Source organism: Mycobacterium sp. IS-1590, assembly GCF_001500025.1.
In the GTDB taxonomy this organism is placed as follows: Bacteria; Actinomycetota; Actinomycetes; order Mycobacteriales; family Mycobacteriaceae; genus Mycobacterium.
Window position 1 is genome coordinate 227,199 of sequence record NZ_LQIW01000050.1, and the last position, 23,150, is coordinate 250,348.

At 68.3% G+C, this 23,150-nt stretch carries 20 protein-coding genes; 16 read left to right on the plus strand and 4 right to left on the minus strand.

Going from position 1 to position 23,150, the window contains the following annotated elements:
- Positions 1 to 33 precede the first annotated feature (33 nt).
- The 11 genes from pheS to AU197_RS24660 all read left to right on the plus strand — a co-directional run bounded on the left by pheS (position 34) and on the right by AU197_RS24660 (position 12,921).
- A complete protein-coding gene (pheS, locus tag AU197_RS24610; protein WP_064406339.1) occupies positions 34 to 1,077 on the plus strand; it encodes a phenylalanine--tRNA ligase subunit alpha in 1,044 nt (347 codons plus the stop codon).
- Entirely contained in the window at positions 1,077 to 3,578 is a 2,502-nt protein-coding gene (gene pheT, locus AU197_RS24615; RefSeq protein WP_064406341.1) for a phenylalanine--tRNA ligase subunit beta, read from the plus strand. Before pheS ends, pheT begins: the two co-directional genes overlap by 1 nt.
- A gap of 47 nt (positions 3,579 to 3,625) precedes the next feature.
- A complete protein-coding gene (argC, locus tag AU197_RS24620; RefSeq protein ID WP_064406343.1) occupies positions 3,626 to 4,660 on the plus strand; it encodes an N-acetyl-gamma-glutamyl-phosphate reductase in 1,035 nt (344 codons plus the stop codon).
- Entirely contained in the window at positions 4,657 to 5,862 is a 1,206-nt protein-coding gene (argJ, locus tag AU197_RS24625) for a bifunctional glutamate N-acetyltransferase/amino-acid acetyltransferase ArgJ (RefSeq protein ID WP_064406345.1), read from the plus strand. The genes argC and argJ overlap by 4 nt, the downstream gene beginning before the upstream one ends.
- Entirely contained in the window at positions 5,859 to 6,731 is an 873-nt protein-coding gene (gene argB / locus AU197_RS24630) for an acetylglutamate kinase (protein WP_064406347.1), read from the plus strand. Before argJ ends, argB begins: the two co-directional genes overlap by 4 nt.
- Positions 6,728 to 7,909: an acetylornithine transaminase gene (locus tag AU197_RS24635; RefSeq protein ID WP_064406349.1), complete on the plus strand. Its 1,182-nt coding sequence runs from the start codon at positions 6,728 to 6,730 to the stop codon at positions 7,907 to 7,909. The genes argB and AU197_RS24635 overlap by 4 nt, the downstream gene beginning before the upstream one ends.
- Positions 7,906 to 8,838: an ornithine carbamoyltransferase gene (gene argF, locus AU197_RS24640; RefSeq protein WP_064406351.1), complete on the plus strand. Its 933-nt coding sequence runs from the start codon at positions 7,906 to 7,908 to the stop codon at positions 8,836 to 8,838. Before AU197_RS24635 ends, argF begins: the two co-directional genes overlap by 4 nt.
- Positions 8,835 to 9,329, plus strand: a complete 495-nt coding sequence (locus AU197_RS24645; RefSeq protein WP_064406353.1) for an arginine repressor — start codon at positions 8,835 to 8,837, stop codon at positions 9,327 to 9,329. Before argF ends, AU197_RS24645 begins: the two co-directional genes overlap by 4 nt.
- The gene (locus tag AU197_RS24650; RefSeq protein ID WP_064406355.1) at positions 9,329 to 10,531 is read left to right on the plus strand and encodes an argininosuccinate synthase; all 1,203 of its coding nucleotides are present in this window, start codon (positions 9,329 to 9,331) and stop codon (positions 10,529 to 10,531) included. Before AU197_RS24645 ends, AU197_RS24650 begins: the two co-directional genes overlap by 1 nt.
- A gap of 105 nt (positions 10,532 to 10,636) precedes the next feature.
- On the plus strand, positions 10,637 to 12,049 hold the full coding sequence (gene argH / locus AU197_RS24655) for an argininosuccinate lyase (RefSeq protein ID WP_064406357.1): 1,413 nt from the start codon (positions 10,637 to 10,639) through the stop codon (positions 12,047 to 12,049).
- On the plus strand, positions 12,046 to 12,921 hold the full coding sequence (locus AU197_RS24660) for an alpha/beta hydrolase (protein WP_064406358.1): 876 nt from the start codon (positions 12,046 to 12,048) through the stop codon (positions 12,919 to 12,921). Before argH ends, AU197_RS24660 begins: the two co-directional genes overlap by 4 nt.
- A 66-nt stretch (positions 12,922 to 12,987) precedes the next feature.
- Here AU197_RS24660 and AU197_RS24665 read toward each other — a convergent pair whose 3' ends face one another.
- Complete coding sequence (locus AU197_RS24665) at positions 12,988 to 14,739, minus strand: ABC-F family ATP-binding cassette domain-containing protein (RefSeq protein WP_064406361.1); 1,752 nt, start codon at positions 14,737 to 14,739, stop codon at positions 12,988 to 12,990.
- A 48-nt stretch (positions 14,740 to 14,787) separates the two neighbouring features.
- Between AU197_RS24665 and AU197_RS24670 the strand changes: the two genes are divergently transcribed.
- From AU197_RS24670 to AU197_RS24680, 3 genes are all read left to right on the plus strand, one after another.
- Positions 14,788 to 17,805: an acyl-CoA synthetase gene (locus AU197_RS24670; protein ID WP_231745181.1), complete on the plus strand. Its 3,018-nt coding sequence runs from the start codon at positions 14,788 to 14,790 to the stop codon at positions 17,803 to 17,805.
- A gap of 101 nt (positions 17,806 to 17,906) precedes the next feature.
- The gene (locus AU197_RS24675; protein ID WP_064406362.1) at positions 17,907 to 18,458 is read left to right on the plus strand and encodes a hypothetical protein; all 552 of its coding nucleotides are present in this window, start codon (positions 17,907 to 17,909) and stop codon (positions 18,456 to 18,458) included.
- Complete coding sequence (locus AU197_RS24680; protein WP_197415652.1) at positions 18,458 to 18,682, plus strand: Trm112 family protein; 225 nt, start codon at positions 18,458 to 18,460, stop codon at positions 18,680 to 18,682. The genes AU197_RS24675 and AU197_RS24680 overlap by 1 nt, the downstream gene beginning before the upstream one ends.
- Here AU197_RS24680 and AU197_RS24685 read toward each other — a convergent pair.
- From AU197_RS24685 to AU197_RS24695, 3 genes are read right to left on the minus strand one after another with little or no spacing between them, the layout of a single operon-like run.
- Complete coding sequence (locus AU197_RS24685; RefSeq protein WP_064406365.1) at positions 18,665 to 19,279, minus strand: TetR/AcrR family transcriptional regulator; 615 nt, start codon at positions 19,277 to 19,279, stop codon at positions 18,665 to 18,667. The genes AU197_RS24680 and AU197_RS24685 overlap by 18 nt on opposite strands.
- A gap of 5 nt (positions 19,280 to 19,284) precedes the next feature.
- Positions 19,285 to 20,103, minus strand: a complete 819-nt coding sequence (locus AU197_RS24690; protein WP_082696837.1) for an ABC transporter permease — start codon at positions 20,101 to 20,103, stop codon at positions 19,285 to 19,287.
- Entirely contained in the window at positions 20,037 to 20,801 is a 765-nt protein-coding gene (locus tag AU197_RS24695) for an ABC transporter ATP-binding protein (protein ID WP_064406369.1), read from the minus strand. Before AU197_RS24695 ends, AU197_RS24690 begins: the two co-directional genes overlap by 67 nt.
- Before the next feature lie 83 nt (positions 20,802 to 20,884).
- On the opposite strand from AU197_RS24695, the gene AU197_RS24700 reads away from it, so the two are divergent.
- Together AU197_RS24700 and tyrS are read left to right on the plus strand one after the other, a co-directional pair.
- Complete coding sequence (locus AU197_RS24700) at positions 20,885 to 21,496, plus strand: DNA-3-methyladenine glycosylase (RefSeq protein WP_064406371.1); 612 nt, start codon at positions 20,885 to 20,887, stop codon at positions 21,494 to 21,496.
- An 18-nt stretch (positions 21,497 to 21,514) separates the two neighbouring features.
- Positions 21,515 to 22,789, plus strand: a complete 1,275-nt coding sequence (gene tyrS / locus AU197_RS24705) for a tyrosine--tRNA ligase (RefSeq protein WP_064406374.1) — start codon at positions 21,515 to 21,517, stop codon at positions 22,787 to 22,789.
- The last annotated feature ends 361 nt before the right edge of the window (positions 22,790 to 23,150 follow it).

The window sequence follows — 23,150 nt, forward strand, 5'->3', positions numbered from 1 at the left end:
GAGGGCCAGCGGCCCATCGCCTATGATCGCCGGGTGGCTGATCGGCCCGCAGACCTGTCCGAAGAAGCGCTGACCGAGGCTGTCAGCGCCGCTCGGCGTGCCTTCGAGGCGGCCGCCGATCTCGATGCGCTCGCGCGTGCGAAAACCGAGCATCTCGGCGACCGGTCTCCGATCGCGTTGGCGCGCCAGTCGCTTGGGTCGCTGGCCAAAGCGGATCGGGCCGACGCGGGTAAACGGGTCAACGTCGCCCGCACCGAGGTGCAGAACGGGTACGACGAGCGGTTGGCGGCCCTGCGGGCAGAGCGGGATGCCGCGGTGCTGGTGGCCGAGCGTATCGACGTGACGCTGCCGTCGACCCGGCGACCGATCGGCGCCCGGCACCCGATCACGATCCTGGGCGAGCGCATCGCCGACACGTTCGTCGCGATGGGCTGGGAACTGGCCGAGGGACCCGAGGTCGAAACCGAGCAGTTCAACTTCGATGCGCTGAACTTCGCTCCCGACCATCCGGCGCGCAGCGAGCAGGACACGTTCCACATCGCCCCTGAGGGGTCGCGGCAGGTGTTGCGCACGCACACCTCGCCGGTGCAGATCCGCACGCTGCTGGAACGCCAGCCGCCGGTTTACATCGTCTCGATCGGGCGCACTTTCCGCACCGACGAACTCGACGCCACCCACACCCCCGTCTTCCATCAGGTCGAAGGGCTCGCGGTGGACAAGGGGCTGACGATGGCGCACCTGCGCGGCACGCTGGACGCGTTCGCCCGCTCCGAGTTCGGCCCTGCCGCCCGCACCCGGTTCCGTCCGCATTTCTTTCCGTTCACCGAGCCGTCGGCCGAGGTCGACATCTGGTTCGAGAACAAGAAGGGCGGAGCCGGCTGGGTGGAATGGGGCGGCTGCGGCATGGTCAATCCGAACGTGCTGCGCGCCTGCGGAATCGACCCTGACGTCTACTCCGGTTTCGCCTTCGGTATGGGCCTGGAGCGAACCCTGCAGTTCCGCAATGGAATTCCGGACATGCGCGACATGGTCGAAGGCGACGTGCGGTTCTCCCTGCCGTTCGGGGTAGGGGCCTGATGCGGCTGCCGTACAGCTGGCTGCGCGACGTCGTGCGGGCCGGCGCGCCGGGTTGGGACGTGAGCGCTGCCGACCTCGAAGAGACGCTGATCCGCATCGGCCACGAGGTCGAGGAGGTCATCCCGGTCGGCCCCGTCACGGGCCCGCTGACGGTGGGGCGGGTGGCCGCCATCGAGGAGCTCACCGGGTTCAAGAAGCCGATCCGCGCCGTCAAAGTGGACGTGGGGGAGGCCGAGCCACGCGATATCGTGTGCGGCGCAACCAACTTCGCCGTCGGCGACCTGGTCGTGACGGCGCTGCCCGGAACGGTGCTGCCCGGCGACTTCACGATCGCCAGCCGCAAGACCTACGGCCGGATCTCCGACGGGATGATCTGCTCGACGGCCGAAATGAACCTCGGCACCGACCATTCGGGCATCCTCGTGCTGCCTGCCGGTACCGCCGAACCGGGCACCCCCGCCGCCGATGTCCTCGGCCTCGACGACGTCGTCTTTCACCTGGCCATCACACCGGACCGCGGCTACTGCCTGTCGGTGCGAGGTCTGGCCCGCGAGATCGCGACCGCCTACGACCTCACCTACGTCGATCCTGCCGACGTGGCCCCGCTGCCGGCCCAGGGCGAGGCGCTGCCGGTGTCGATCGATCCGGGCACCGGTGTACAGCGGTTCGGACTGCGCCCGGTCAGCGGCATCGACCCCGCCGCCGTCTCGCCGTGGTGGCTGCAGCGACGGCTGCTGCTGTCCGGAATCCGGGCCATCTCGCCCGCGGTGGACGTCACCAACTACGTGATGCTCGAACTCGGACACCCGATGCACGCCCACGACCGCAGCCTGATCACCGGCGGCTTCCAGGTGCGGTTTGCCGAACCGGGGGAGACCGTGGTCACCCTCGACGACGTGCAACGCCGCCTCGACCCGGGCGATGTGCTGATCGTCGACGACGTCGCTACCGCCGCGATCGGCGGTGTGATGGGTGCGGGCACCACCGAGGTGCGCGATACCACCACCGACGTCCTCCTCGAGGCCGCCGTGTGGGATCCGGCCGCCGTCTCGCGCACGCAGCGGCGGCTGCGTCTGTACAGCGAGGCGGGACGGCGCTACGAGCGCAGCGTCGATCCGGCGATCTCGGTCGCCGCCCTGGACCGCTGCGCCACGCTGCTCGCCGAGATCACCAACGGCACGGTCGAACCCACGTTGACCGACTGGCGCGGCGAGCCACCCAGAGACGACTGGTCGCCACCGCCGGTGACGATGGCGACCGACCTGCCCGACCGCACCGCCGGTGTCCGATACGCCCCGGGCACCGTGGAACGGCGGCTCACCCAGATCGGCGCCCGGGTCGTCACCGCCGGCGATGGCACGCTCACCGTCACCCCGCCGAGTTGGCGTCCCGACCTGGGCCAGCCCGCCGACCTCGTCGAAGAGGTGCTGCGCCTCGAGGATCTGGAGACCATTCCGTCGGTGTTGCCGCTGGCCCCCGCCGGCCGCGGCCTGACCCCGGTGCAGAGACGCCGGCGTGCGATCGGCAAGTCGTTGGGGCTCAACGGGTATGTGGAGATCCTGCCCACCCCGTTCCTGCCCGCCGACGTGTTCGAGCAGTGGGGCCTGCCCGCCGACGACACCCGCCGGATGACGACCGCGGTGCTCAATCCGTTGGACTCCGACCGCCCGCAACTGGCCACCACATTGCTGCCGGGCCTACTGGAGGCATTGAGCCGCAACGTATCTCGCGGAACCGTGGACGTCGGGTTGTTCGCCATCCAGCAGGTGGTCCAACCGACGCCGGACACCCGTTCCCCCGAGCGGATACCGACCGACCGCAGGCCCACCGACGACGAGATCGCCGCGCTGAACACGTCGCTGCCGCGACAGCCCCAACACGTCGGCGTGGTGGTGGCCGGGTTACGTGAGCCCGCCGGGCCGTGGGGCCCGGGTCGCGCGGTGCAACCCGGTGACGTGTTCGAGGCGGTGCAGGTGATCGCTCGCGCCGCGGGCGTCGAGCTGAGCCTGCGTGCCGCCCAGCACCTGCCGTGGCATCCGGGTCGCTGCGCCGAAGTGGTGCTGGGTGACCGCGACAGCGGTACCGTCGTCGGCCACGCCGGTGAACTGCACCCTGCGGTCGTGGAGCGGTCGGGTCTGCCCAAGCGCACCTGTGCTGTCGAACTGGACCTCGACGCCATACCCATCGTCGAGCGGCTTCCGGCCCCGAGGGTGTCGCCGTTTCCCGCGGTGTTCCAGGACATCAGCCTCGTCGTCGACGAGGAGGTGGCCGCGGCGGCCGTGGTCGACGCGGTCCGGGCCGGAGCGGGGCCGCTGCTGGAGGATGTGCGGTTGTTCGACGTCTACACCGGCCCGCAGGTCGGCGAGGGCCGCAAATCGCTGGCGTTCGCGCTGCGGTTCCGTGCCGCCGATCGCACCCTCACCGAGGACGAGGCCAGCGCAGCGCGGGAAGCGGCCGTGGCCGCCGCAGCGCAACGGGTCGGCGCCGAGCAACGCCGCTGATAGTAATGGATTTGCATGGCTATGCATAAACATGCAGAATTGCCTGCATGATTTCAGTCGCGGTAGCGGGCGCCAGCGGATACGCCGGCGGTGAGATCCTACGCCTTCTCCTCGGTCATCCCGCCTACGCCGACGGGCGGCTGACGATCGGCGCGCTGACCGCGGCCGCCAGTGCAGGCACCTCGCTGGGTGAACACCACCCGCACCTGTTGCCGCTGGCCAACCGGGTGCTGGAAGCCACCGACGACGAGGTGCTGCGCGGTCACGACGTGGTGTTCCTGGGGTTGCCGCACGGGCATTCGGCTCAGCTGGCCGAACAACTCGGCGAAGACACCCTGCTCGTGGACTGCGGTGCCGACTTCCGGCTCACCGACGCCGCGGCATGGGAGCGGTTCTACGGGTCCGAGCACGCCGGTACCTGGCCCTACGGGCTGCCGGAACTGCCGGGTGCGCGCGACCGGCTACGCGGTGCAAAGCGGATCGCTGTGCCCGGCTGCTATCCGACCGCGGCCCTGCTGGCGCTGTGGCCGGCGGTGGCAGAAGACCTCATCGAGCCGGCGGTGACCGTGGTGTCGGTCAGCGGCGCCTCGGGGGCGGGCCGCGCCGCCAAGCCCGATCTGCTGGGCGCCGAGGTGATCGGATCGGCGCGGGCATACAACATCGGCGGTAAACATCGGCACACACCGGAGATCGCTCAAGGGCTGCGCGCGGTCACCGCCAAGGACGTCACCGTTTCGTTCACGCCGGTGCTCATCCCCACGTCTCGAGGCATCCTGGCCACTTGTACCGCGCGCACCGACGCCCCGCTCTCGGAGATCCGCGCCGCCTACGAAAAAGCCTACGACGCCGAGCCGTTCGTTCATCTGCTGGCCGAAGGTCAACTGCCCAAGACGGGTTCGGTGCTCGGCAGCAACGCCGCCCAACTCGCCGTCGCCCTCGATGCCGACGCCAAGACGTTCGTCGCAGTCGCTGCGATCGACAACCTCGTCAAAGGCACCGGCGGGGCCGCGGTGCAGTCGATGAACCTGGCGCTGGGCTGGCCGGAGACCGAAGGGCTTTCGATCGTGGGCATGGCACCGTGACCACCGCCACCCGGCTGCTCCGCACCCAGGGCGTCACCGCCCCCGAAGGCTTCCGCGCGACCGGAATCGCCGCCGGCATCAAGGCATCCGGTGCGCTGGACCTGGCGCTGGTGTTCAACGAGGGGCCCGACTACGCCGCCGCGGGCGTGTTCACCCGCAATCAGGTCAAGGCCGCGCCGGTCTTGTGGAGCCAGCAGGTGCTCACCACCGGCCGACTGCGCGCGGTGATCCTGAACTCCGGCGGCGCCAACGCCTGCACCGGACCGCAGGGCTTCCAGGACACCCATGCCACCGCCGAAGCGGTCGCGGCGGCGTTGAGCGACTGGGGTACCGAAACCGGTGCGATCGAGGTGGCGGTCTGCTCGACCGGGTTGATCGGCGACCGGCTGCCGATGGACAAAGTGCTGCCGGGCGTCACCGAGATCGTGCACGAGTTGGCAGGCGGCCTCACCGGCGGCGAAGAGGCCGCACGGGCCATCATGACCACCGACACCGTGCCCAAACAGGTCGCGCTGCACCACGCCGACAACTGGACAGTGGGCGGTATGGCCAAGGGCGCGGGCATGATCGCCCCGTCGCTGGCCACCATGCTGAGTGTGATCACCACCGATGCCGTCGCCAGTTCGGAAGCGTTGCGGGCCGCACTGACTCGCGCCACCGCGCTCACCTTCGATCGCCTCGACGTCGACGGCAGCTGTTCGACGAACGACACGGTGTTGCTGTTGTCGTCCGGTGCCAGCGCGATCACCCCCAGTCAGAACGAACTCGACGAAGCGGTCCTGCGCGTGTGCGACGACCTGTGCCAGCAGTTGCAGGCCGACGCCGAGGGCGTGACGAAGCGCATCGTCGTCACGGTGGCCGGGGCAGCCTCCGAGGACGACGCGTTGCTCGGCGCACGCATCGTCGCGCGAGACAGCCTGGTCAAGACCGCGCTGTTCGGCTCGGACCCGAACTGGGGCCGGGTGCTGGCCGCCATCGGCATGGCGCCGTTCAAGGTAGACCCAGAGCGGGTCACCGTGTCGTTCAACGGGTTTGCGGTCTGGCGGGACGGAGCACCACAGCCGGGCTCGCGCGACGTGGACCTCTCCGGTGCCGACATCGACGTCACCATCGACCTCGGCAACGGGTCGGCGCAGGCCTCCATCCGCACCACCGACCTGTCGCACGGTTACGTCGAAGAGAACTCGGCCTACAGCTCATGAGCGTCGAAACCCCGGTCAAGGCCAAGGTCCTGGCCGAAGCGCTGCCGTGGCTCAAACAACTGCACGGCAAGATCGTGGTGATCAAGTACGGCGGTAACGCGATGACCGACGACGTGCTCAAGGCCGCGTTCGCCGCCGACATGGTCTTCCTGCGGAACTGCGGCGTCCATCCCGTCGTCGTGCACGGAGGCGGTCCGCAGATCAGTGCGATGCTCAAACGCCTAGGCATACAAGGTGATTTCAAGGGCGGGTTCCGGGTCACCACCCCTGAGGTGCTCGATGTGGCGCGCATGGTGCTGTTCGGTCAGGTCGGCCGGGAACTGGTCGGCTTGATCAACGCCCACGGCCCCTACGCGGTCGGGGTCACCGGCGAGGACGCGCAGTTGTTCACCGCGGTGCGGCGCAGCGTGACCGTCGACGGTGTGGCGACCGACATCGGGCTGGTGGGCGACGTCGAAAGGGTCAACGCCGGATCGCTGCTGGATCTGATTGCCGCGGGCCGGATTCCGGTGGTGTCGACCATCGCCCCCGACAGCGACGGAGTGGTGCACAACATCAACGCCGACACGGCGGCCGCCGCGCTGGCCGAGGCGTTGGGCGCCGAGAAGCTACTCATGCTCACCGATGTCGAGGGCTTGTACACGAACTGGCCCGACCGTGGTTCGCTGGTCAGCGAGATCGATTCCGCCGCACTGACTCAGATGCTGCCGACACTGGAGGCCGGGATGGTGCCCAAGATCGAGGCGTGCCTGCGGGCGGTGGCCGGCGGCGTGCCGAGTGCACATGTCATCGACGGTCGCGTCGAGCACTGCGTGTTGGTCGAACTGCTCACCGACGAGGGGACGGGGACGAAAGTGGTGCGGTCATGACTCTGCTGGAGCGGTGGCAGGCCGTGATGATGAACAACTACGGCACCCCGCCGCTCGCATTGTCCAGCGGTGACGGCGCGGTGGTGACCGACGTCGACGGCAAGACCTATGTCGACCTGCTCGGCGGCATCGCGGTCAACATCCTCGGCCACCGGCACCCCGCGGTCATCGAAGCCGTCACCGCTCAACTCAACACGCTGGGCCACACGTCGAACCTGTACGCGACCGAACCCGGTGTCGCGCTGGCCGAAGCGCTGGTCGGGCTGCTCGGTACGGGCCCGTCGGCCCCGGCCAAGGTGTTCTTCTGCAACTCCGGCACCGAGGCCAACGAGGTCGCATTCAAGATCACCCGGCTCACCGGGCGCATCAAACTGGTTGCGGCGCAGGGCGCTTTCCACGGCCGTACGATGGGCTCCCTTGCGCTGACCGGTCAGCCCTCGAAGCAGGCACCGTTCGCGCCGCTGCCCGGTGATGTGACCCATGTGCCCTACGGCGACATCGAGGCACTGCGGGCCGCCGTCGACGACGAGACCGCGGCGGTGTTCCTCGAACCGATCATGGGCGAGGGCGGGGTGGTGGTTCCGCCCGCCGGCTACCTCGCCGCCGCTCGCGAGATCACCGCGCAGCACGGCGCGCTGTTGGTGCTCGACGAGGTGCAGACCGGAATGGGCCGCACCGGAGCGTTTTTCGCCCATCAACATGACGGGATCACTCCCGATATCGTGACCCTGGCCAAGGGCCTCGGCGGCGGCTTGCCGATCGGCGCATGCATCGCCACAGGCGCACCCGCCGAGTTGTTGACGCCCGGATTGCACGGCAGCACGTTCGGCGGCAATCCCGTCTGCACCGCCGCCGCGCTCGCGGTACTGCGGGTGCTGGCCGATGACGACCTGGTCAGCCGCGCCGAGGTGCTCGGCAAGACCCTGTCGGCGGGCATCGAGGCCTCGGGGCACCCGCTGGTCGATCACGTCCGTGGTCGCGGCCTGCTGCTGGGCGTCGTGCTGACCGCCCAGGTGGCCAAAGCCGTCGAGGTCGCGGCCCGTGATGCCGGGTTCCTGGTGAACGCCGCAGCGCCGGACGTGATCCGGCTGGCCCCGCCGCTGGTGATCACCGAGGCCCAGGTCGACGAGTTCCTCACCGCGCTTCCCGCGGTCCTCGACAAAGGCGCCGCCTCATGAGAAGGACCAGGCACTTCCTGCGCGACGACGACCTGACCCCCGACGAACAGGCCGAGGTTCTCGCCCTTGCGGCCGAGTTGAAGGCCCAGCCGTTCAGCCGCCGCCCGTTGGAGGGCCCGAGCGGGGTGGCGGTGATCTTCGACAAGAACTCCACCCGGACGCGGTTCTCGTTCGAGCTGGGTATCGCCCAACTCGGCGGGCATGCCGTCGTGGTGGACGGCCGCAGCACTCAGCTGGGCCGCGACGAGACGTTGGAGGACACCGGCCGGGTGCTCTCGCGGTACGTCAAGGCGATCGTGTGGCGCACGTTCGCCCAGGACCGGCTGACCGCGATGGCGGCCGGTGCGAGCGTGCCGATCGTCAACGCGCTCTCCGACGAGTTCCACCCGTGCCAGGTGCTCGCCGATCTGCAGACGCTCGCCGAACGCAAGCGCACGCTGGCGGGGCTGCGGATGTCCTACCTCGGGGACGGCGCGAACAACATGGCGCACTCGCTGATGCTGGGCGGCGTGACCGCGGGTGTGCACGTGACGATCGCGGGACCGGCCGGCTTCCAACCGCATCCGGACTTCGTCGAGGCCGCGCAGAAGCGGGCGTCGGAGACCGGTGCGACCGTCACCGTGACCGAGAACCCCGACGCGGCGGCCGACGGTGCCGACGTGCTGGTCACCGACACGTGGACGTCGATGGGGCAGGAGAACGACGGCCTGGACCGGGTCGGCCCGTTCCGGCCGTACCAGGTCAACGGCGACCTGCTCGGCCGGGCTGCCGCCGATGCGGTTGTGCTGCACTGTCTTCCGGCCCACCGCGGTGAAGAGATCACCGACGACGTGATCGACGGCGCGCAGAGCGCGGTATGGGACGAGGCCGAGAACCGCCTGCACGCGCAGAAGGCGCTGCTGGTGTGGCTGTTGGAGCGCGCGAAGTGACTTCAGCGGCGACTCGGGCCGGGCGGCAGGCCCGCATCGTGGCGATCCTGTCGTCGCGGTCGGTGCACAGCCAGACCGAACTGGCCGCCCTGCTGGCCGAGGAGGGCATCGAGGTCACACAGGCCACGCTGTCGCGTGATCTGGAGGAACTCGGCGCGGTGAAACTGCGCGGCGCCGACGGCGGGGTCGGCGTGTACATCGTCCCGGAGGACGGCAGCCCGGTGCGCGGTGTTTCCGGTGGCACCGAACGGATGTCGCGGCTGCTGGCCGAGTTGCTCGTGTCGACCGACGCCAGCGGCAATCTGGCCATCCTGCGCACCCCGCCGGGGGCGGCGCACTATCTTGCCAGCGCGATGGACCGCGCGGCACTTCCGTTCGTCGTCGGTACCGTCGCCGGCGACGACACCATCCTGGTCGTCGCCCGCGAACCGATGACCGGCGCCGAACTAGCGATCAAACTCGAAAGCATTAGACAAAAGGAGACCTGCTGATGTCCGAACGCGTCATCCTGGCTTATTCCGGTGGCCTGGACACCTCGGTGGCGATCAGCTGGATCGGCAAGGAGACCGGGCGCGAAGTCGTCGCCGTCGCAATCGATCTCGGCCAGGGCGGCGAGGACATGGAGGTCGTCCGCAAGCGCGCCATCGACTGCGGCGCCGTGGAGGCCGTTGTCGTCGACGCCAAGGACGAGTTCGCCGACGAGTACTGCCTGCCGGCGATCCAGTCCAACGCGCTCTACATGGACCGTTATCCGCTGGTCTCGGCGCTCAGTCGACCGCTGATCGTCAAGCATCTCGTGGCCGCGGCGCGCGAGCACGGCGGCGGCACCGTCGCGCACGGCTGCACCGGCAAGGGTAACGACCAGGTCCGCTTCGAGGTCGGGTTCGCATCGCTGGCACCGGATCTGAAGGTGCTGGCGCCGGTGCGCGACTACGCGTGGACGCGTGAGAAGGCGATCGCGTTCGCCGAGGAGAACGCCATTCCGATCAACGTCACCAAGCGCTCGCCGTTCTCGATCGATCAGAACGTCTGGGGTCGCGCCGTGGAGACCGGCTTCCTCGAGCATCTGTGGAACGCGCCCACCAAGGACGTCTACGACTACACCGAGGACCCGACGGTCAACTGGAGCACACCCGACGAGGTGATCATCGGTTTCGAACGTGGCGTACCGGTGTCGATCGACGGCCGGGCGGTCACGGTGCTGCAGGCGATCGAGGAGCTGAACCGCCGCGCCGGTGAGCAGGGTGTCGGCAGGCTCGACGTCGTCGAGGACCGGCTGGTCGGCATCAAGAGCCGCGAGATCTACGAGGCGCCGGGCGCGATGGTGCTGATCACCGCCCACACCGAACTCGAGCACGTCACCCTGGAGCGCGAACTCGGCCGGTTCAAGCGCCACACCGACCAGAAGTGGGGGGAGCTGGTCTACGACGGTCTCTGGTATTCGCCGCTGAAGACCGCGCTCGAGTCCTTCGTCGCCAAGACCCAGGAGCACGTGACCGGGGAGATCCGGCTGGTCCTGCACGGCGGCCACATCGCGGTGAACGGCCGTCGCAGCGCCGAGTCGCTCTACGACTTCAACCTGGCCACCTACGACGAGGGCGATACGTTCGACCAGTCGGCGGCCCGCGGGTTCGTCCAGATCCACGGTCTGTCGTCGAGCATCGCCGCCCGCCGGGACCTGGGTATCGAGTGAGTAAGCGCCACCCACCACCACCACCGCGAGCGACCGTGTCTGCCCGCCGACACGCCGCTGTCACGCGTACAAACGCGGTCGCTCACGCAGAGTGAGGGGCCGCAAATGAGCACGAACGAAGGATCGTTGTGGGGCGGGCGGTTCGCCGACGGGCCGTCCGACGCGCTCGCGGCCCTGTCGAAGTCCACCCACTTCGACTGGGTTCTGGCGCCCTACGACATTCGCGCGTCCAAAGCCCATGCGCAAGTGCTGCACGACGCGGGTCTGCTGACCGACGATCAGCGCGATGGGTTGCTCGCGGGCCTCGACAGTCTGGCCGCCGACGTCGCCGATGGCAGCTTCGAACCACTGTTGACCGACGAGGACGTACACGGCGCCCTCGAACGCGGCCTGATCGACCGGGTTGGCGCGGAGCTCGGCGGCCGGTTGCGGGCGGGCCGGTCGCGAAACGACCAGGTGGCCACGCTGTTTCGGATGTGGCTGCGCGACGCGATCAGACGTGTCGCCGACGGGGCTTTGCAGGTCGTCGACGCGTTGGCAACCCAGGCGGCCGCGCACCCGACCGCGATCATGCCGGGCAAGACGCATCTGCAGTCCGCGCAACCCGTCCTTCTCGCGCATCACCTACTCGCGCACACGCATCCGCTGCTGCGCGACGTCGACCGACTTGCGGACTTCGACAAGCGAGCCGCGGTGTCGCCCTACGGATCCGGCGCACTGGCCGGTTCGTCACTGGGTTTGAACCCGGATACGATCGCCGAGGACCTCGGTTTCGACTCGGCCGCCGACAACTCGATCGACGCCACCGCATCGCGAGACTTCGCCGCCGAGGCGGCATTCGTGTTCTCGATGATCGGCGTCGACCTGTCCCGCCTGGCTGAGGACATCATCCTCTGGAGCACAACCGAATTCGGCTACGTCACCCTGCACGACGCCTGGTCGACCGGAAGCTCCATCATGCCGCAGAAGAAGAACCCCGACATCGCCGAACTCGCCCGCGGCAAGTCCGGCCGGTTGATCGGCAACCTCACCGGGCTGCTGGCGACACTCAAAGCACAACCGCTGGCCTACAACCGGGACCTACAGGAGGACAAGGAGCCGGTGTTCGACTCCGTCGCTCAGCTCGAACTCCTGCTGCCGGCGATGGCGGGCCTGGTGGCGACGTTGCGCTTCGACGTCGACCGGATGACCGAGCTCGCGCCGCTGGGTTACACCCTGGCCACCGATATCGCCGAATGGCTTGTGCGCAGGGGAGTGCCGTTCCGGGTGGCGCACGAGGCCGCGGGCGCCGCGGTGCGCGCGGCCGAGGCGCGCGGCATCGGCCTGGAAGAACTCGAGGACGCCGACCTCGCCGCAATTCATCCCGAGCTCACCCCGCAGGTGCGTGAGGTCCTGACCATCGAGGGATCGGTGGACTCCCGCGACGCGCGCGGCGGCACCGCGCCGACGCAGGTCGCCCGGCAGCTCGGCGCCGTGCGCGAGACCGCCGGCCGGCTGCGGTTACTGTTGAGGGGATGACCGAACGCGTCGAATTCAGCTCCGGTGCGACGACTCTGGTCGGTTACCTCTACAACGGCGACCAGGACGAACCACGGCCCTGTGTCGTGCTGTGCCACGGCTTCGGCGGGACGCAGGACACTCCGGCGTTGACGGCCAACGCGACGAGCTTCGTCGAAGCGGGCTACGCCGCCCTCACGTTCGACTACCGCAACTTCGGCGAAAGCTCCGGTGAGCCAAGGCAGTTGGTGGACATCGGTGGCCAACTCGACGACATCGCTGCTGCGGTCACGTTCGCGCGCGCCCAAAGCGGCATCGACCCCGACCGCATTGTGTTGTGGGGCAGTTCGCTCGGGGGCGGCCACGTTGTCACCGCGGCGGCTCGCGACCCACGGATCGCGGCGGTGATCGCCCAGATCCCCTTCAACGGGTTCCCCAGAAAAGTCGAGGGACGCTCGGCGGCGGCCACACTGCGATTGTTGTGGGCGATGGCCGCCGACACCGTGCGCGGCGCTCTGGGCGCAACACCGGCGTACATCAAAGCGGTTGGAGAACCCGGTGAGCTCGCCGTGATGGCCAGTTCCGAAGCGCAGCAGACCATCGAGGGCATGCAGAGCACGACATGGCGCAACGAGGTCGCGCCGCGGGCGTTGTTCGCGATGATGCGCTACAAACCGGGTGACCACGCACCGCGCGTGCGCGCTCCGGTGATGGTGTGTGTCGGCAAGCGGGACAAGGAAGCCCAAGAGTCCGATGCGCGGCAACTCGCCGAACTCACACCCCGAGGTGAGCTGCAAACCTACGACTTCGCCCATTTCGACTTCTACCGCGACGACGTCCGTCGTCGGGTGATCGCGGATCAGATCGCTTTCCTGCGCCGAGTCCTCGCTTAACCCTCCGGCATCAGTCGTCGCCGTCGTTGCAGGCAGTTCTGGTTGCCATGCCCCCACGCTACGTCGTCAGCCGTCTGCGGCGGCCAGCCAAGCCTCTTCGAGAGATTCCTTGCGGTTCAACAGCTCTTGGAGCTCGGCGTTGAGTTCGCCCAGCCGGACGTGGTCTGCTGCCGCCTCGGCCATGGACTCGTGCAATTCGGCGATGCGCGACTCGAGTTTTTCCAGTTGCCCCTCGATGCGCGCCATCTCCTTGCCGGTGCGTCGCTCCCGCGCCGACGCAGTTTCGCCTTGCGCACCTGACGTTGCGGCAGTCTGCGGTGTCGCCGCGGCCGCGCGATCGGCCAAATACTGCTCGATCCCACCCGGCAACAGGTCGCAACGGCCACCGCCCGTCAGGGCGTAGGTGACGTCGGAGACCCGTTCGAGGAAGTAGCGATCGTGGGTGACGGCGATCAGCGTGCCCGGCCAGCCGTCGAGGTAGTCCTCGATGACGGTCAGCGTGTCGATGTCGAGGTCGTTGGTGGGCTCGTCGAGCAGCAGCACGTTCGGTTCGTCGAGCAGCAACCGCAGAAACTGCAGCCTGCGTCGTTCACCACCGGAGAGCTCGGCCACCCGGGTCGTCAGCTTGTCGCCGGTGAACCCGAAGTCGCGCAGCAAGGTGTCGGCGCTGATCTCGCTGCCGCCCGCCAGTTGGGTGACCCTGCGCCGGTCCTCGACCGCGTCGAGCACCCGGTCGTCGCGGTCGAGTTCGGCCAGCGCCTGGCTGAGGTAGCCGATCTTCAACGTCGCGCCCCGCTTGATCGTGCCCGCCGTCGGAGCGAGCTCACCGGCCAGCAGTCGCAGCACCGACGTCTTGCCGGTGCCGTTGACTCCGACCAGCCCGATCCGCGCACCGGGTCCGATGGACCAGTCCACCTGGTCCAACACCACGGTGTCGCCGACGTCGAGCCGCACCCGGTGCAGGTCGAACACGTCTTTTCCCAGCCGGGTCGTGGCGAACCGCTGCAGAACCAGGGAGTCGCGCGGCGGCGGTTCGTTGGCGATCAACTCGTTGGCGGCCTGGATGCGGAACTTCGGCTTCGACGTCCGCGCCGGCGGTCCGCGCCGCAGCCACGCCAGTTCCTTGCGCATGAGGTTCTGCCTGCGCGCCTCGGCCCCGGCCGCCAGGCGCATCCGCTCGGCCCGCGCGAGCACGTAGGCCGCATAACCGCCCTCGTATCCATCAACGGCACCGTCGTGGACCTCCCACGTCCTGGTGCACACCGCGTCGAGGAACCAGCGGTCGTGGCTCACCACCACCAGCGCCTTGGCTGCGCGCCGATTGAGATGGGCGGCCAGCCATCCGATCACCTCGACGTCGAGGTGGTTGGTCGGCTCGTCGAGGACGAGCACGTCGTGACCGGCGATCAGCACCGCAGCCAGCGCCACCCGGCGCCGCTCCCCGCCGGAGAGCCGGCCGACCGCGCTGTCGAGGGAGACGTCGGCCAACAGATGGGAGACGACGTCGCGCGTGCCGGATTCCGCGGCCCAGACGTGATCGGGGCGGCCACCGACGATCACGTCGCGCACGGTGGCACCGGCGGCGAAGTCGTCACTCTGGCGCAGGTAGCCCACCGATAGCCCCGATGTGTGGGTCACCCGACCCGAATCCGGCTCGCGGGTGAGGGTCAGGATCTGCAGCAGCGTGGTTTTCCCGTCGCCATTGCGCCCGACGACGCCGATCGCGTCACCCTCGTCGATACCCAGGCTGATCGCATCGAGAAGCGTGCGGGTGCCGTAGCCGACGGTCGCGCGCTCGACATTGATCAGGTTCGCCATCAGCCGCCGATGATAGGTCGCCCCTGCCGGCCGGGCCCCTGTGCCATGATGACGTCGGCCAATTCGGGGGTTTTCATCTCGGCCGGAATGGGAGCGTGCGCTGTGGATCTGTCGGCGATAACCAAGCCGGTCGGACGCCTGGTGGCGACCGCGCAGAACGGGCTGGAAGTGCTGCGCTACGGCGGTCTGGAGACCGGCGCCGTACCCTCGCCGTTCCAGATCATCCAGAGCGTCCCGATGTACCGTCTGCGACGCTACTTCCCGCCCGACACGAGGCCGGGGGCAAAGCAACCGGGCCCACCGGTGCTGATGGTGCATCCGATGATGATGTCGGCCGACATGTGGGACGTCACCCGCGATGACGGCGCCGTGGGCATCCTGCACAACGCGGGCATCGACCCGTGGGTCATCGACTTCGGCTCGCCCGACAAGGTCGAAGGCGGCATGGAACGCACGCTGGCCGACCACGTCGTCGCGCTCAGCGAGGCCATCGACACCGTCAAGGAGGTCACCGGGCGCGACGTGCACCTCGCCGGCTACTCGCAGGGCGGGATGTTCGCCTACCAGGTCGCCGCCTACCGACGGTCGAAGGATCTCGCGAGCATCATCGCGTTCGGTTCGCCGGTCGACACCCTGGCCGCCCTGCCGATGAACCTGCCGGCCAGCGTGGCACCTGCGGCCGCGGATTTCATGGCCGACCATGTGTTCAGCCGGATCGACATCCCGGGTTGGCTGGCCCGCACCGGCTTTCAGATGCTCGACCCGATCAAGACCGCCCAGTCGCGCATCGACTTCCTGCGTCAGTTGCACGATCGCGAAGCCCTGTTGCCCCGCGAGCAACAACGCCGGTTCCTGGCCTCCGATGGCTGGATCGCGTGGTCGGGGCCCGCGATCGCGGAGTTACTGAAACAGTTCATCGCGCACAACCGGATGATGAGCGGCGGCTTCTCGATTCATGGCGACCTGGTCACGTTGTCGGATATCGAATGTCCGGTCCTGGCCGTCGTGGGCGAGGTCGACGACATCGGCCAGCCGGCGTCGGTGCGCGGCATCAAGCGTGCCGCTCCGAAGGCCGATGTCTACGAATTCCTCATCCGCGCAGGCCATTTCGGGCTCGTCGTCGGATCGAAGGCATCCAGCCAGACGTGGCCGGCCGTGGCGCAGTGGGTCAAATGGCTCGACGGCACCGGTGAACGGCCCGAAGGCGTCAACCCGATGGCGCTGCAGCCAGCCGAACCCAACGAGACCGGCGTCTCGCTCAGCTCGCGCCTTGCGCACGGCACCGCCGCGGCCACGGAGATGGCATGGACCCTCGCGCGCTCGGCGGCCGACGCGGTGGTGAGCGCCAACAAATCGGCCAGAGCCCTGGCTGTCGAGACGGCGCGCACGCTTCCGCGCCTAGCCCGGCTCGGCCAGATCAACGAGCACACCCGCATCTCGTTCGGCCGCATCATGTCCGAACAGGCTCGCGACTTCCCGCGCGGTGACTGCCTGCTGTTCGACGGTCGAGTTCACACCTACGAAGCCGTGGACCGGCGCATCAACAACGTCGTTCGCGGCCTCATCGAGGTCGGGGTACGCCAAGGCACGCGCGTCGGCGTCCTGATGGAGACCCGGCCCAGCGCGCTGGTGGCGATCGCCGCGCTCTCGCGACTGGGCGCGGTCGCAGTGCTGATGCCGCCCGACGCCGACCTGCCCACCGCCGCCCGGCTCGGCTCGGTGTCGGACATCATCGCCGACCCCAGCAATCTCGAGGCCGCCCGGCGACTCGATATGCGTGTGCTGGTGCTCGGTGGCGGTGAGGCCCGCGACCTCGACGTGCCCGAGGACAGCGACGTCATCGACATGGAGAAGATCGACCCGGACGCGGTGGACCTGCCGGGGTGGTACCGGCCGAATCCCGGTCTGGCCCGCGACCTCGCCTTCATAGGGTTCAGCTCGATCGGTGGCGACCTGGTCGCCCGGCAGATCACCAACGCACGATGGGCGATCTCGGCATTCGGCACCGCGTCGGCGGCCAACCTCAGCCGCAGCGACACGGTCTACTGCCTGACGCCGCTGCACCACCAGTCGGGGCTGCTGGTGGCGATCGGCGGTGCCACCGTCGGCGGCTCGCGGATCGCGCTGTCGCGCAGCCTGCGGCCCGACCGGTTTCTCAACGAACTTCGCCAGTACGGGGTCACCGTCGTCAGCTACACGTGGGCGATGCTGCGCGACGTCATCGACGACCCGTCGTTCGCGCTGCACGGCAGCCACCCGGTGCGGCTGTTCATCGGGTCGGGCATGCCGACCGGGCTGTGGAAGCGTGTGGTCGAGATCTTCGAACCCGCGCACGTCGTCGAGTTCTTCGCGACCACGGATGGACAAGCCGTGCTGGCCAACGTGTCCGGTGCCAAGATCGGCAGCAAGGGCCGGCCGCTCCCGGGCAGCCGGGAACTGGCGCTGGCGGCCTACGACCCAGGCGAGGACCTGATCCTGGAGGACGAACATGGCTTCGTCCGCCACGCCGAGACCAACGAGGTCGGTGTGCTGCTCGCACGACCGCGCGGTCCGGTCGACCCGACCGCCCCGATCAAGCGAGGGGTGTTCGCACCGGCCGACACCTGGGTGTCCACCGAGTACCTGTTCCGCCGCGACGACGACGGCGATTACTGGCTCGTCGACAGCCGCGGACTCGTCATCAGCACCGACCGTGGCTGCGTCTACGCGTCGACGGTCAACGATGCCGTCGGCTGCCTGGGGGCGGTCGACCTCTCGGTCACCTACGGGGTGCACGCCAACGGACGGCAGCTCGCCATCACCGCTCTGGAGCTGCGCCCCGGCGGCAGCATTCCGTCCGCCGACCTGTCCGAGGCACTCGCCAACCTGGCGGTGGGTGAGCCGCCCGACATCGTCCACGTGGTACCGAGAATGGCGCTCAGCGCGTCCTACCGGCCGCTGGTCAGCCCACTGCGGGCCGAGGGCGTTCCGAAGCCGTCTCGTAACGCGTGGTACCTCGACCCCGATACCAAGCGGTACAAGCGGTTGACCGTGGCGGTCCGCGCCGAACTGGCCGAAGGCCAGTAGCTGGGACCTCACGACGACCTGCCGCCGGAGCCGAGCGCTGTTAGGCTCCGCCTTGCGGCGAGTCGGCGGTCCGGCCGCCGCGCCACCGAGCTGGAGGATTGATGACATCGCGAACCGCTAGCCAACGCGACATCTGGCGTCGCCTCGTCATCGGCGGTGCGGCCGGAGGCGTGTTGACGGTCGGTCTGCTGACCGGTGTCGCAGGCCCGGCGGCGATGGCGCAGCCGGCCGAGCCGAGCGTTCAGTCCGAGGCACCTGAGCCGCAAGCCGACGGCCCGAAGACGCCGTGCACCGGTGACGACTGCAACAGGTCCGAGGAGACCGCGCCCAGGGTCAACGCCGACCAGGTGCTCCAGATGATCCACGAGGAGTACCGGCAAGGCGACGGCGGCGGTCAGGTCTCCGTGCTGATCGACGACGCGGTCAAGCTGCGCAAGCTGGGCTTCCGCCCGTCCAACGCGAACGCCGCCGCACTCAAGGAAGCCCTCGAGGACCGGCCGAATCAGACGCCGCTCGTCGAAGCGCTCAAGGAAACGATCACCCACCAGCGCAAGATGCAGGCGCGCGCCGCACAGCAGGCTGCCGCCAGCGGAGGCTCCATTGCCGGCATCCCCGTCACGCAGGCGCCGGCCATGCCGGTTCCGGCCGGCTGATCACCGTGGCCCTCGACGAGAAACTGCTCGACATCCTGGTCTGCCCGCAAGACCGCGGACCCCTGCTGCTCATCGGCGACGAATTCCTCTACAACCCCCGGCTTCGCCGTGCGTACCGCATCGATGACGGGATCCCCGTGCTGCTGATCGACGAGGCCGTCGACATCACCGACGACGCCGCACATCAGCAGATGCTCGACCGCTCCTCAGGTGAAGCCGGGTAGCTCCCCGGTGAGGTAGCGCTGCAGGTTCGGAGCGATGGTTTCGACGACCTGGTCCACCGGCAGAGATTTGAACGGTTCGAGTTCGAGGATGTAGCGGGCCATCACCACGCCCACCAGCTGCGAGGCGACGAACTGCACGCGGACCGGTCCACTGCCCGGGGGATCGTCGACACGCGAACCGACTTCTCTGGCGATCACCTCCTGCAGAAACGACCGCACCAACGAGGAGTCGTTGCCGGCGATGATCGACCGCAGGGTTGCGATGAAACCTTTCCCCAGCTCCGAATCCCACAGCGGCAGCAGAAGGGACGGCAGGGTGCGGCCGATCTCCTCGACGGGAACCCGCTGTAGCGGGCCGATGACCTGCATGGGATCGATCGGAATGTGGATGGCCGCGGCGAACAGCTGGGTCTTGGTTCCGAAATAGTGGTGTACCAGCGCCGGGTCGACGCCCGCAGCGGCGGCGATCGCACGTATCGATGTCTTGTCGATACCGTTGCGCGCGAACAACTCCCGTGCACTGTTCAATATCCGTTCACGGGTGTCTGACGGACCGGGTGGCCGTCCCGGGCGCTTGCGTTCGGCGTTGGTGGTCAACGTTATTACGGTGTCCTTCGTCGTAGCGTGGCCGCCGCCAGACAGAGCGAGACGACCGCGAAGCCGACGACCACCGCGACGTCGCGCACCACGGTGAATGTCGGCTCGGCGTATGCCCCCACTTGTTGCAGCGCCTCCAGAGCGTAGCTTGCCGGCATCACGTTGCTGATCCACTGAAGCCACTCCGGCAGCATGGCGCGCGGCACAATGATCCCGCACAGCAGAAGTTGGGGGACGATCACCACGGGCATGAATTGGACGGCCTGAAACTCCGTGCGCGCGAACGCGCTACACAGCAGCCCCAACCCGACGCCGAGGACGGCGTTGACGATCGCGATCGCGAAGACCCACACGGGGCTGCCTTCGGTGTGCAGGCCGAGGAAGGCGTACGACACGACGCACGCGATCGTCGCCTGGGCCGCGGCTGCCAGCGAGAACGCGGTGCCGTACGCCGCCAGCAGGTCGAGTCGGCGCAGGGGAGTGGTCAGAATTCGCTCCAACGTGCCCGAAACCCGTTCCCGCTGCATCGTTATCGACGTGATCAGGAACATCACCACCAGCGGGAACAGCCCGAGCATGATCAGGCAGGCCGTGTTGAATGGGCTCGGGGTGCCGGGCGGGTGCGGAAGATTCTGAAACATGAAGTACATCAGCGTGATGACCACGCTCGGCACGACGAGGATCATCGCCACGCTGCGGTGATCGGCCGCCAGTTGGCGCAGGATGCGGTTGGTGGTGGCCAGATAGGCCTGGGCGCTCAGCCGGCTCCGGCCGCGGTGCTGTGCCTGATGACGGACAGAAACGCTTCCTCCAGTGACTGACATCGCGTGTCCTCTCGTAGTTTCGAGGGCGTGGTGTGGGCGAGCACTCGACCTTCACGCATGAGCAGCAGGTCGCCGCAGTGATCGGCCTCGTCCATGACATGGCTGGAGACCACAAGCGTTGTGCCTTGCGTAGCGAGGCTCTGAAAATGGGCCCACAGCTCCACGCGGAGGACGGGATCGAGCCCCACGGTGGGTTCGTCGAGCACCAGCACCTCGGGGTGCGACACCAACGCACACGCCAGCGAAACCCGGGTGCGCTGACCTCCGGAAAGGTTGGCGCCCAACGCTGTTCGGTGGTCGTCGAGCCCGACGGCGGTCACGGCCTCATCGGCGGAGTCGGCGCCGGCGCCGTACAGGGCGGCGAAGTAGCGGACATTGTCGATGACCCGTAGGTCGTCGTAGATCGTGGGGTCCTGGGTGACGTAGCCGACGCGGTGACGTAGGCTGGCCGACCCCGCCGGTTTCCCGAGCACCACCACTGTTCCGGAACTGATGATCTGGGTACCGACGATGCTTCGCATCAGCGTTGTCTTACCGCAGCCGGATGGTCCCAGCAGGCCCGTGATCGTGCCGGGGGCAATCGCCACCGTGACGTCATCGACGGCCACGCGATTACCGCGGATGACCCGCAGATTCTCCATCTCGACGGCGGGGGTGACACGTGCGCCAAGGAATTCATCTTTTGATGAAGTCATCATGCGGTGAAATATCCTCGGGTGGTCACGCCGTGTCAAGGGTCTCCGTAGGATCACCTCGATGAATCCGAAGGGCCTGGTCGACGGTGACCGCTGAACTGTTGTCGGTCGACCCGTTGACCGCCGCTCATCGGCTGCTCGGCGCCGACCTCACCGCGCGTGGCGTCAGCGCGATGATCGTCGAGGTCGAGGCGTACGGCGGGCCACCGGATGGACCGTGGCCCGACGCCGCGGCCCACTCGTACCGGGGCCCCGGACCGCGTAACCGCGTGATGTTCGGGCCGCCGGGGCGGCTCTACACCTATCGCAGCCACGGCATCCATGTCTGCGCGAACGTCGTCTGTGCGACGGACGGCGTGGCGGGCGCCGTGCTGCTGCGGGCGGCCGCCATCGAAGCCGGTCTGAGCGCCGCGCATGCCCGTCGCGGCGAGTCGGTCCGCCCCGCCGCACTGGCACGAGGGCCGGGCAACCTGTGCTCGGCATTGGGAATCACCATGGAAGACAATGGGATCGACATCTTCGACCCGAACAGCCCGGTCCAGTTGACGCTCGGGGAACGGCACGTCGCGGCCGAGGGCCCGCGCGTCGGCGTGAGCAAGGCCGCCGACCGCCCGTGGCGATTCTGGCTGGCAGGCCGGCCCGAGGTGTCGGCGTACCGGCGGAGCCCACGGGCACCGGCTCCCGGGGAAAGCGACTAGTACGGAAAGATCGCACGCATGGGTACGTCGATCCTCGACGAATTGGAGCGGCGCGGGCTGATCGCGCAATCCACCGACCGTGACGCGCTGGCCGAGGCTCTTGCGGCCGGGCCCGTCACCGTCTACTCGGGCTTCGACCCGACCGCCCCGAGCCTGCATGCGGGTCATCTCATCCCGCTGCTGACGCTGCGTCGCTTCCAGCAGGCAGGCCATCGGCCCATCGTTCTCGCAGGCGGTGCGACCGGCATGATCGGCGACCCGCGTGACGCCGGGGAGCGCACGCTGCACACCGCCGACACCGTGGCGGAGTGGGCGGACCGTATCCGCGGGCAGCTCGAGCGCTTCGTCGAGTTCGACAACTCCCCGACCGGGGCCATCATCGAGAACAACCTCTCGTGGACCGGGCCTCTGTCGGCGATCGAGTTCCTGCGCGACGTCGGCAAGTACTTCTCTGTCAACGTCATGCTCGACCGCGACACCGTCCGGCGCCGCCTCGAGGGCGAGGGCATCTCCTACACCGAGTTCAGCTACATGTTGCTGCAGGCCAACGACTATGTGGAGCTGCACCGGCGGTACGACTGCTCGCTGCAGATCGGTGGTTCCGACCAGTGGGGCAACATCATCGCCGGCGTCCGACTGGTCCGCCAGAAGGACGGCGCCACGGTGCACGCGCTGACCACCCCGTTGGTGACCGACTCCGAGGGCAAGAAGTTCGGTAAATCGACCGGCGGCGGCAGCCTGTGGCTGGACCCGGACATGACGAGCCCGTACGCCTGGTACCAGTACTTCGTCAACACCGCTGACGCGGACGTCGTCCGGTATCTGCGATGGTTCACCTTTCTTTCGCCAGACGAGGTGGCCGAGCTGGAACTGGCGACCGCCGAGCGCGCCCACGAACGTGCCGCGCAGCGACGCCTGGCCCGCGAACTCACGACGTTGGTGCACGGCGAGGCTGCCACGCAGTCCGTCGAGCACGCGAGCCAGGCCCTGTTCGGCCGGGCCGAACTTGCAGAGCTCGACGAGCCGACACTCGGCGCAGCGTTGCGCGAGGCCGCCGTCGCCCAACTCAAGCCCGGTGGCCCCGACACCATCGTCGATCTGCTCGTGACCAGTGGGCTCTCGCCGAGCAAGGGTGCGGCCAGGCGCACCGTCGCCGAGGGCGGCGTCTACGTCAACAACGCCCGGGTCGAAAGCGAGGATTGGGTGCCGCAGCCCACGGATTTCCTGCACGACCGCTGGCTCGTGCTGCGCCGCGGTAAGCGCAACATCGCCGGCATCGAGCGGGTCGCTTGAGGGCTCGATCGCCGCGGGAACAACAACGGGTCGAGAAGCGTTGAACCCCTCGGTAGGAGTCAACGCACTCCGGTGCGCGCGACGGGTATCGAGCTGAAAAACCCCTTCTATCAGGCCATTTGACTCCTACTTTTCCCTCACGTAACTTATGGACTCGTCGCTGCGACACGGGCCAAGCCCGAAGAGCGCGGCGACTCCCAGAGGGAAATCCCACTTCGGTGGGTTCCTGAGCGTCCGCACTACGAGTACGCGGCTTCAAAGCCGCGGACTAGTGGCGCGGCCGTGCGGGTGTGTTGTTTGAGAACTCAATAGTGTGTTTGGTGGTTTTTGTTTGTTGTTGTTTTTTGCCATGCCCTGTTTT

What these genes read in the sequence shown, in the direction of transcription:
- tyrS (WP_064406374.1), top strand. Translation starts at nt 21,515, where the DNA reads ATGGGTACGTCGATCCTCGACGAATTGGAGCGGCGCGGGCTGATCGCG.
- argB (WP_064406347.1), top strand. Translation starts at nt 5,859, where the DNA reads ATGAGCGTCGAAACCCCGGTCAAGGCCAAGGTCCTGGCCGAAGCGCTG.
- argH (WP_064406357.1), top strand. Translation starts at nt 10,637, where the DNA reads ATGAGCACGAACGAAGGATCGTTGTGGGGCGGGCGGTTCGCCGACGGG.
- AU197_RS24665 (WP_064406361.1), bottom strand. Translation starts at nt 14,739, where the DNA reads ATGGCGAACCTGATCAATGTCGAGCGCGCGACCGTCGGCTACGGCACC.
- AU197_RS24690 (WP_082696837.1), bottom strand. Translation starts at nt 20,103, where the DNA reads ATGTCAGTCACTGGAGGAAGCGTTTCTGTCCGTCATCAGGCACAGCAC.
- argC (WP_064406343.1), top strand. Translation starts at nt 3,626, where the DNA reads ATGATTTCAGTCGCGGTAGCGGGCGCCAGCGGATACGCCGGCGGTGAG.
- AU197_RS24660 (WP_064406358.1), top strand. Translation starts at nt 12,046, where the DNA reads ATGACCGAACGCGTCGAATTCAGCTCCGGTGCGACGACTCTGGTCGGT.
- argF (WP_064406351.1), top strand. Translation starts at nt 7,906, where the DNA reads ATGAGAAGGACCAGGCACTTCCTGCGCGACGACGACCTGACCCCCGAC.
- AU197_RS24650 (WP_064406355.1), top strand. Translation starts at nt 9,329, where the DNA reads ATGTCCGAACGCGTCATCCTGGCTTATTCCGGTGGCCTGGACACCTCG.
- AU197_RS24695 (WP_064406369.1), bottom strand. Translation starts at nt 20,801, where the DNA reads ATGATGACTTCATCAAAAGATGAATTCCTTGGCGCACGTGTCACCCCC.
- AU197_RS24635 (WP_064406349.1), top strand. Translation starts at nt 6,728, where the DNA reads ATGACTCTGCTGGAGCGGTGGCAGGCCGTGATGATGAACAACTACGGC.
- AU197_RS24670 (WP_231745181.1), top strand. Translation starts at nt 14,788, where the DNA reads ATGACGTCGGCCAATTCGGGGGTTTTCATCTCGGCCGGAATGGGAGCG.
- AU197_RS24675 (WP_064406362.1), top strand. Translation starts at nt 17,907, where the DNA reads ATGACATCGCGAACCGCTAGCCAACGCGACATCTGGCGTCGCCTCGTC.
- pheT (WP_064406341.1), top strand. Translation starts at nt 1,077, where the DNA reads ATGCGGCTGCCGTACAGCTGGCTGCGCGACGTCGTGCGGGCCGGCGCG.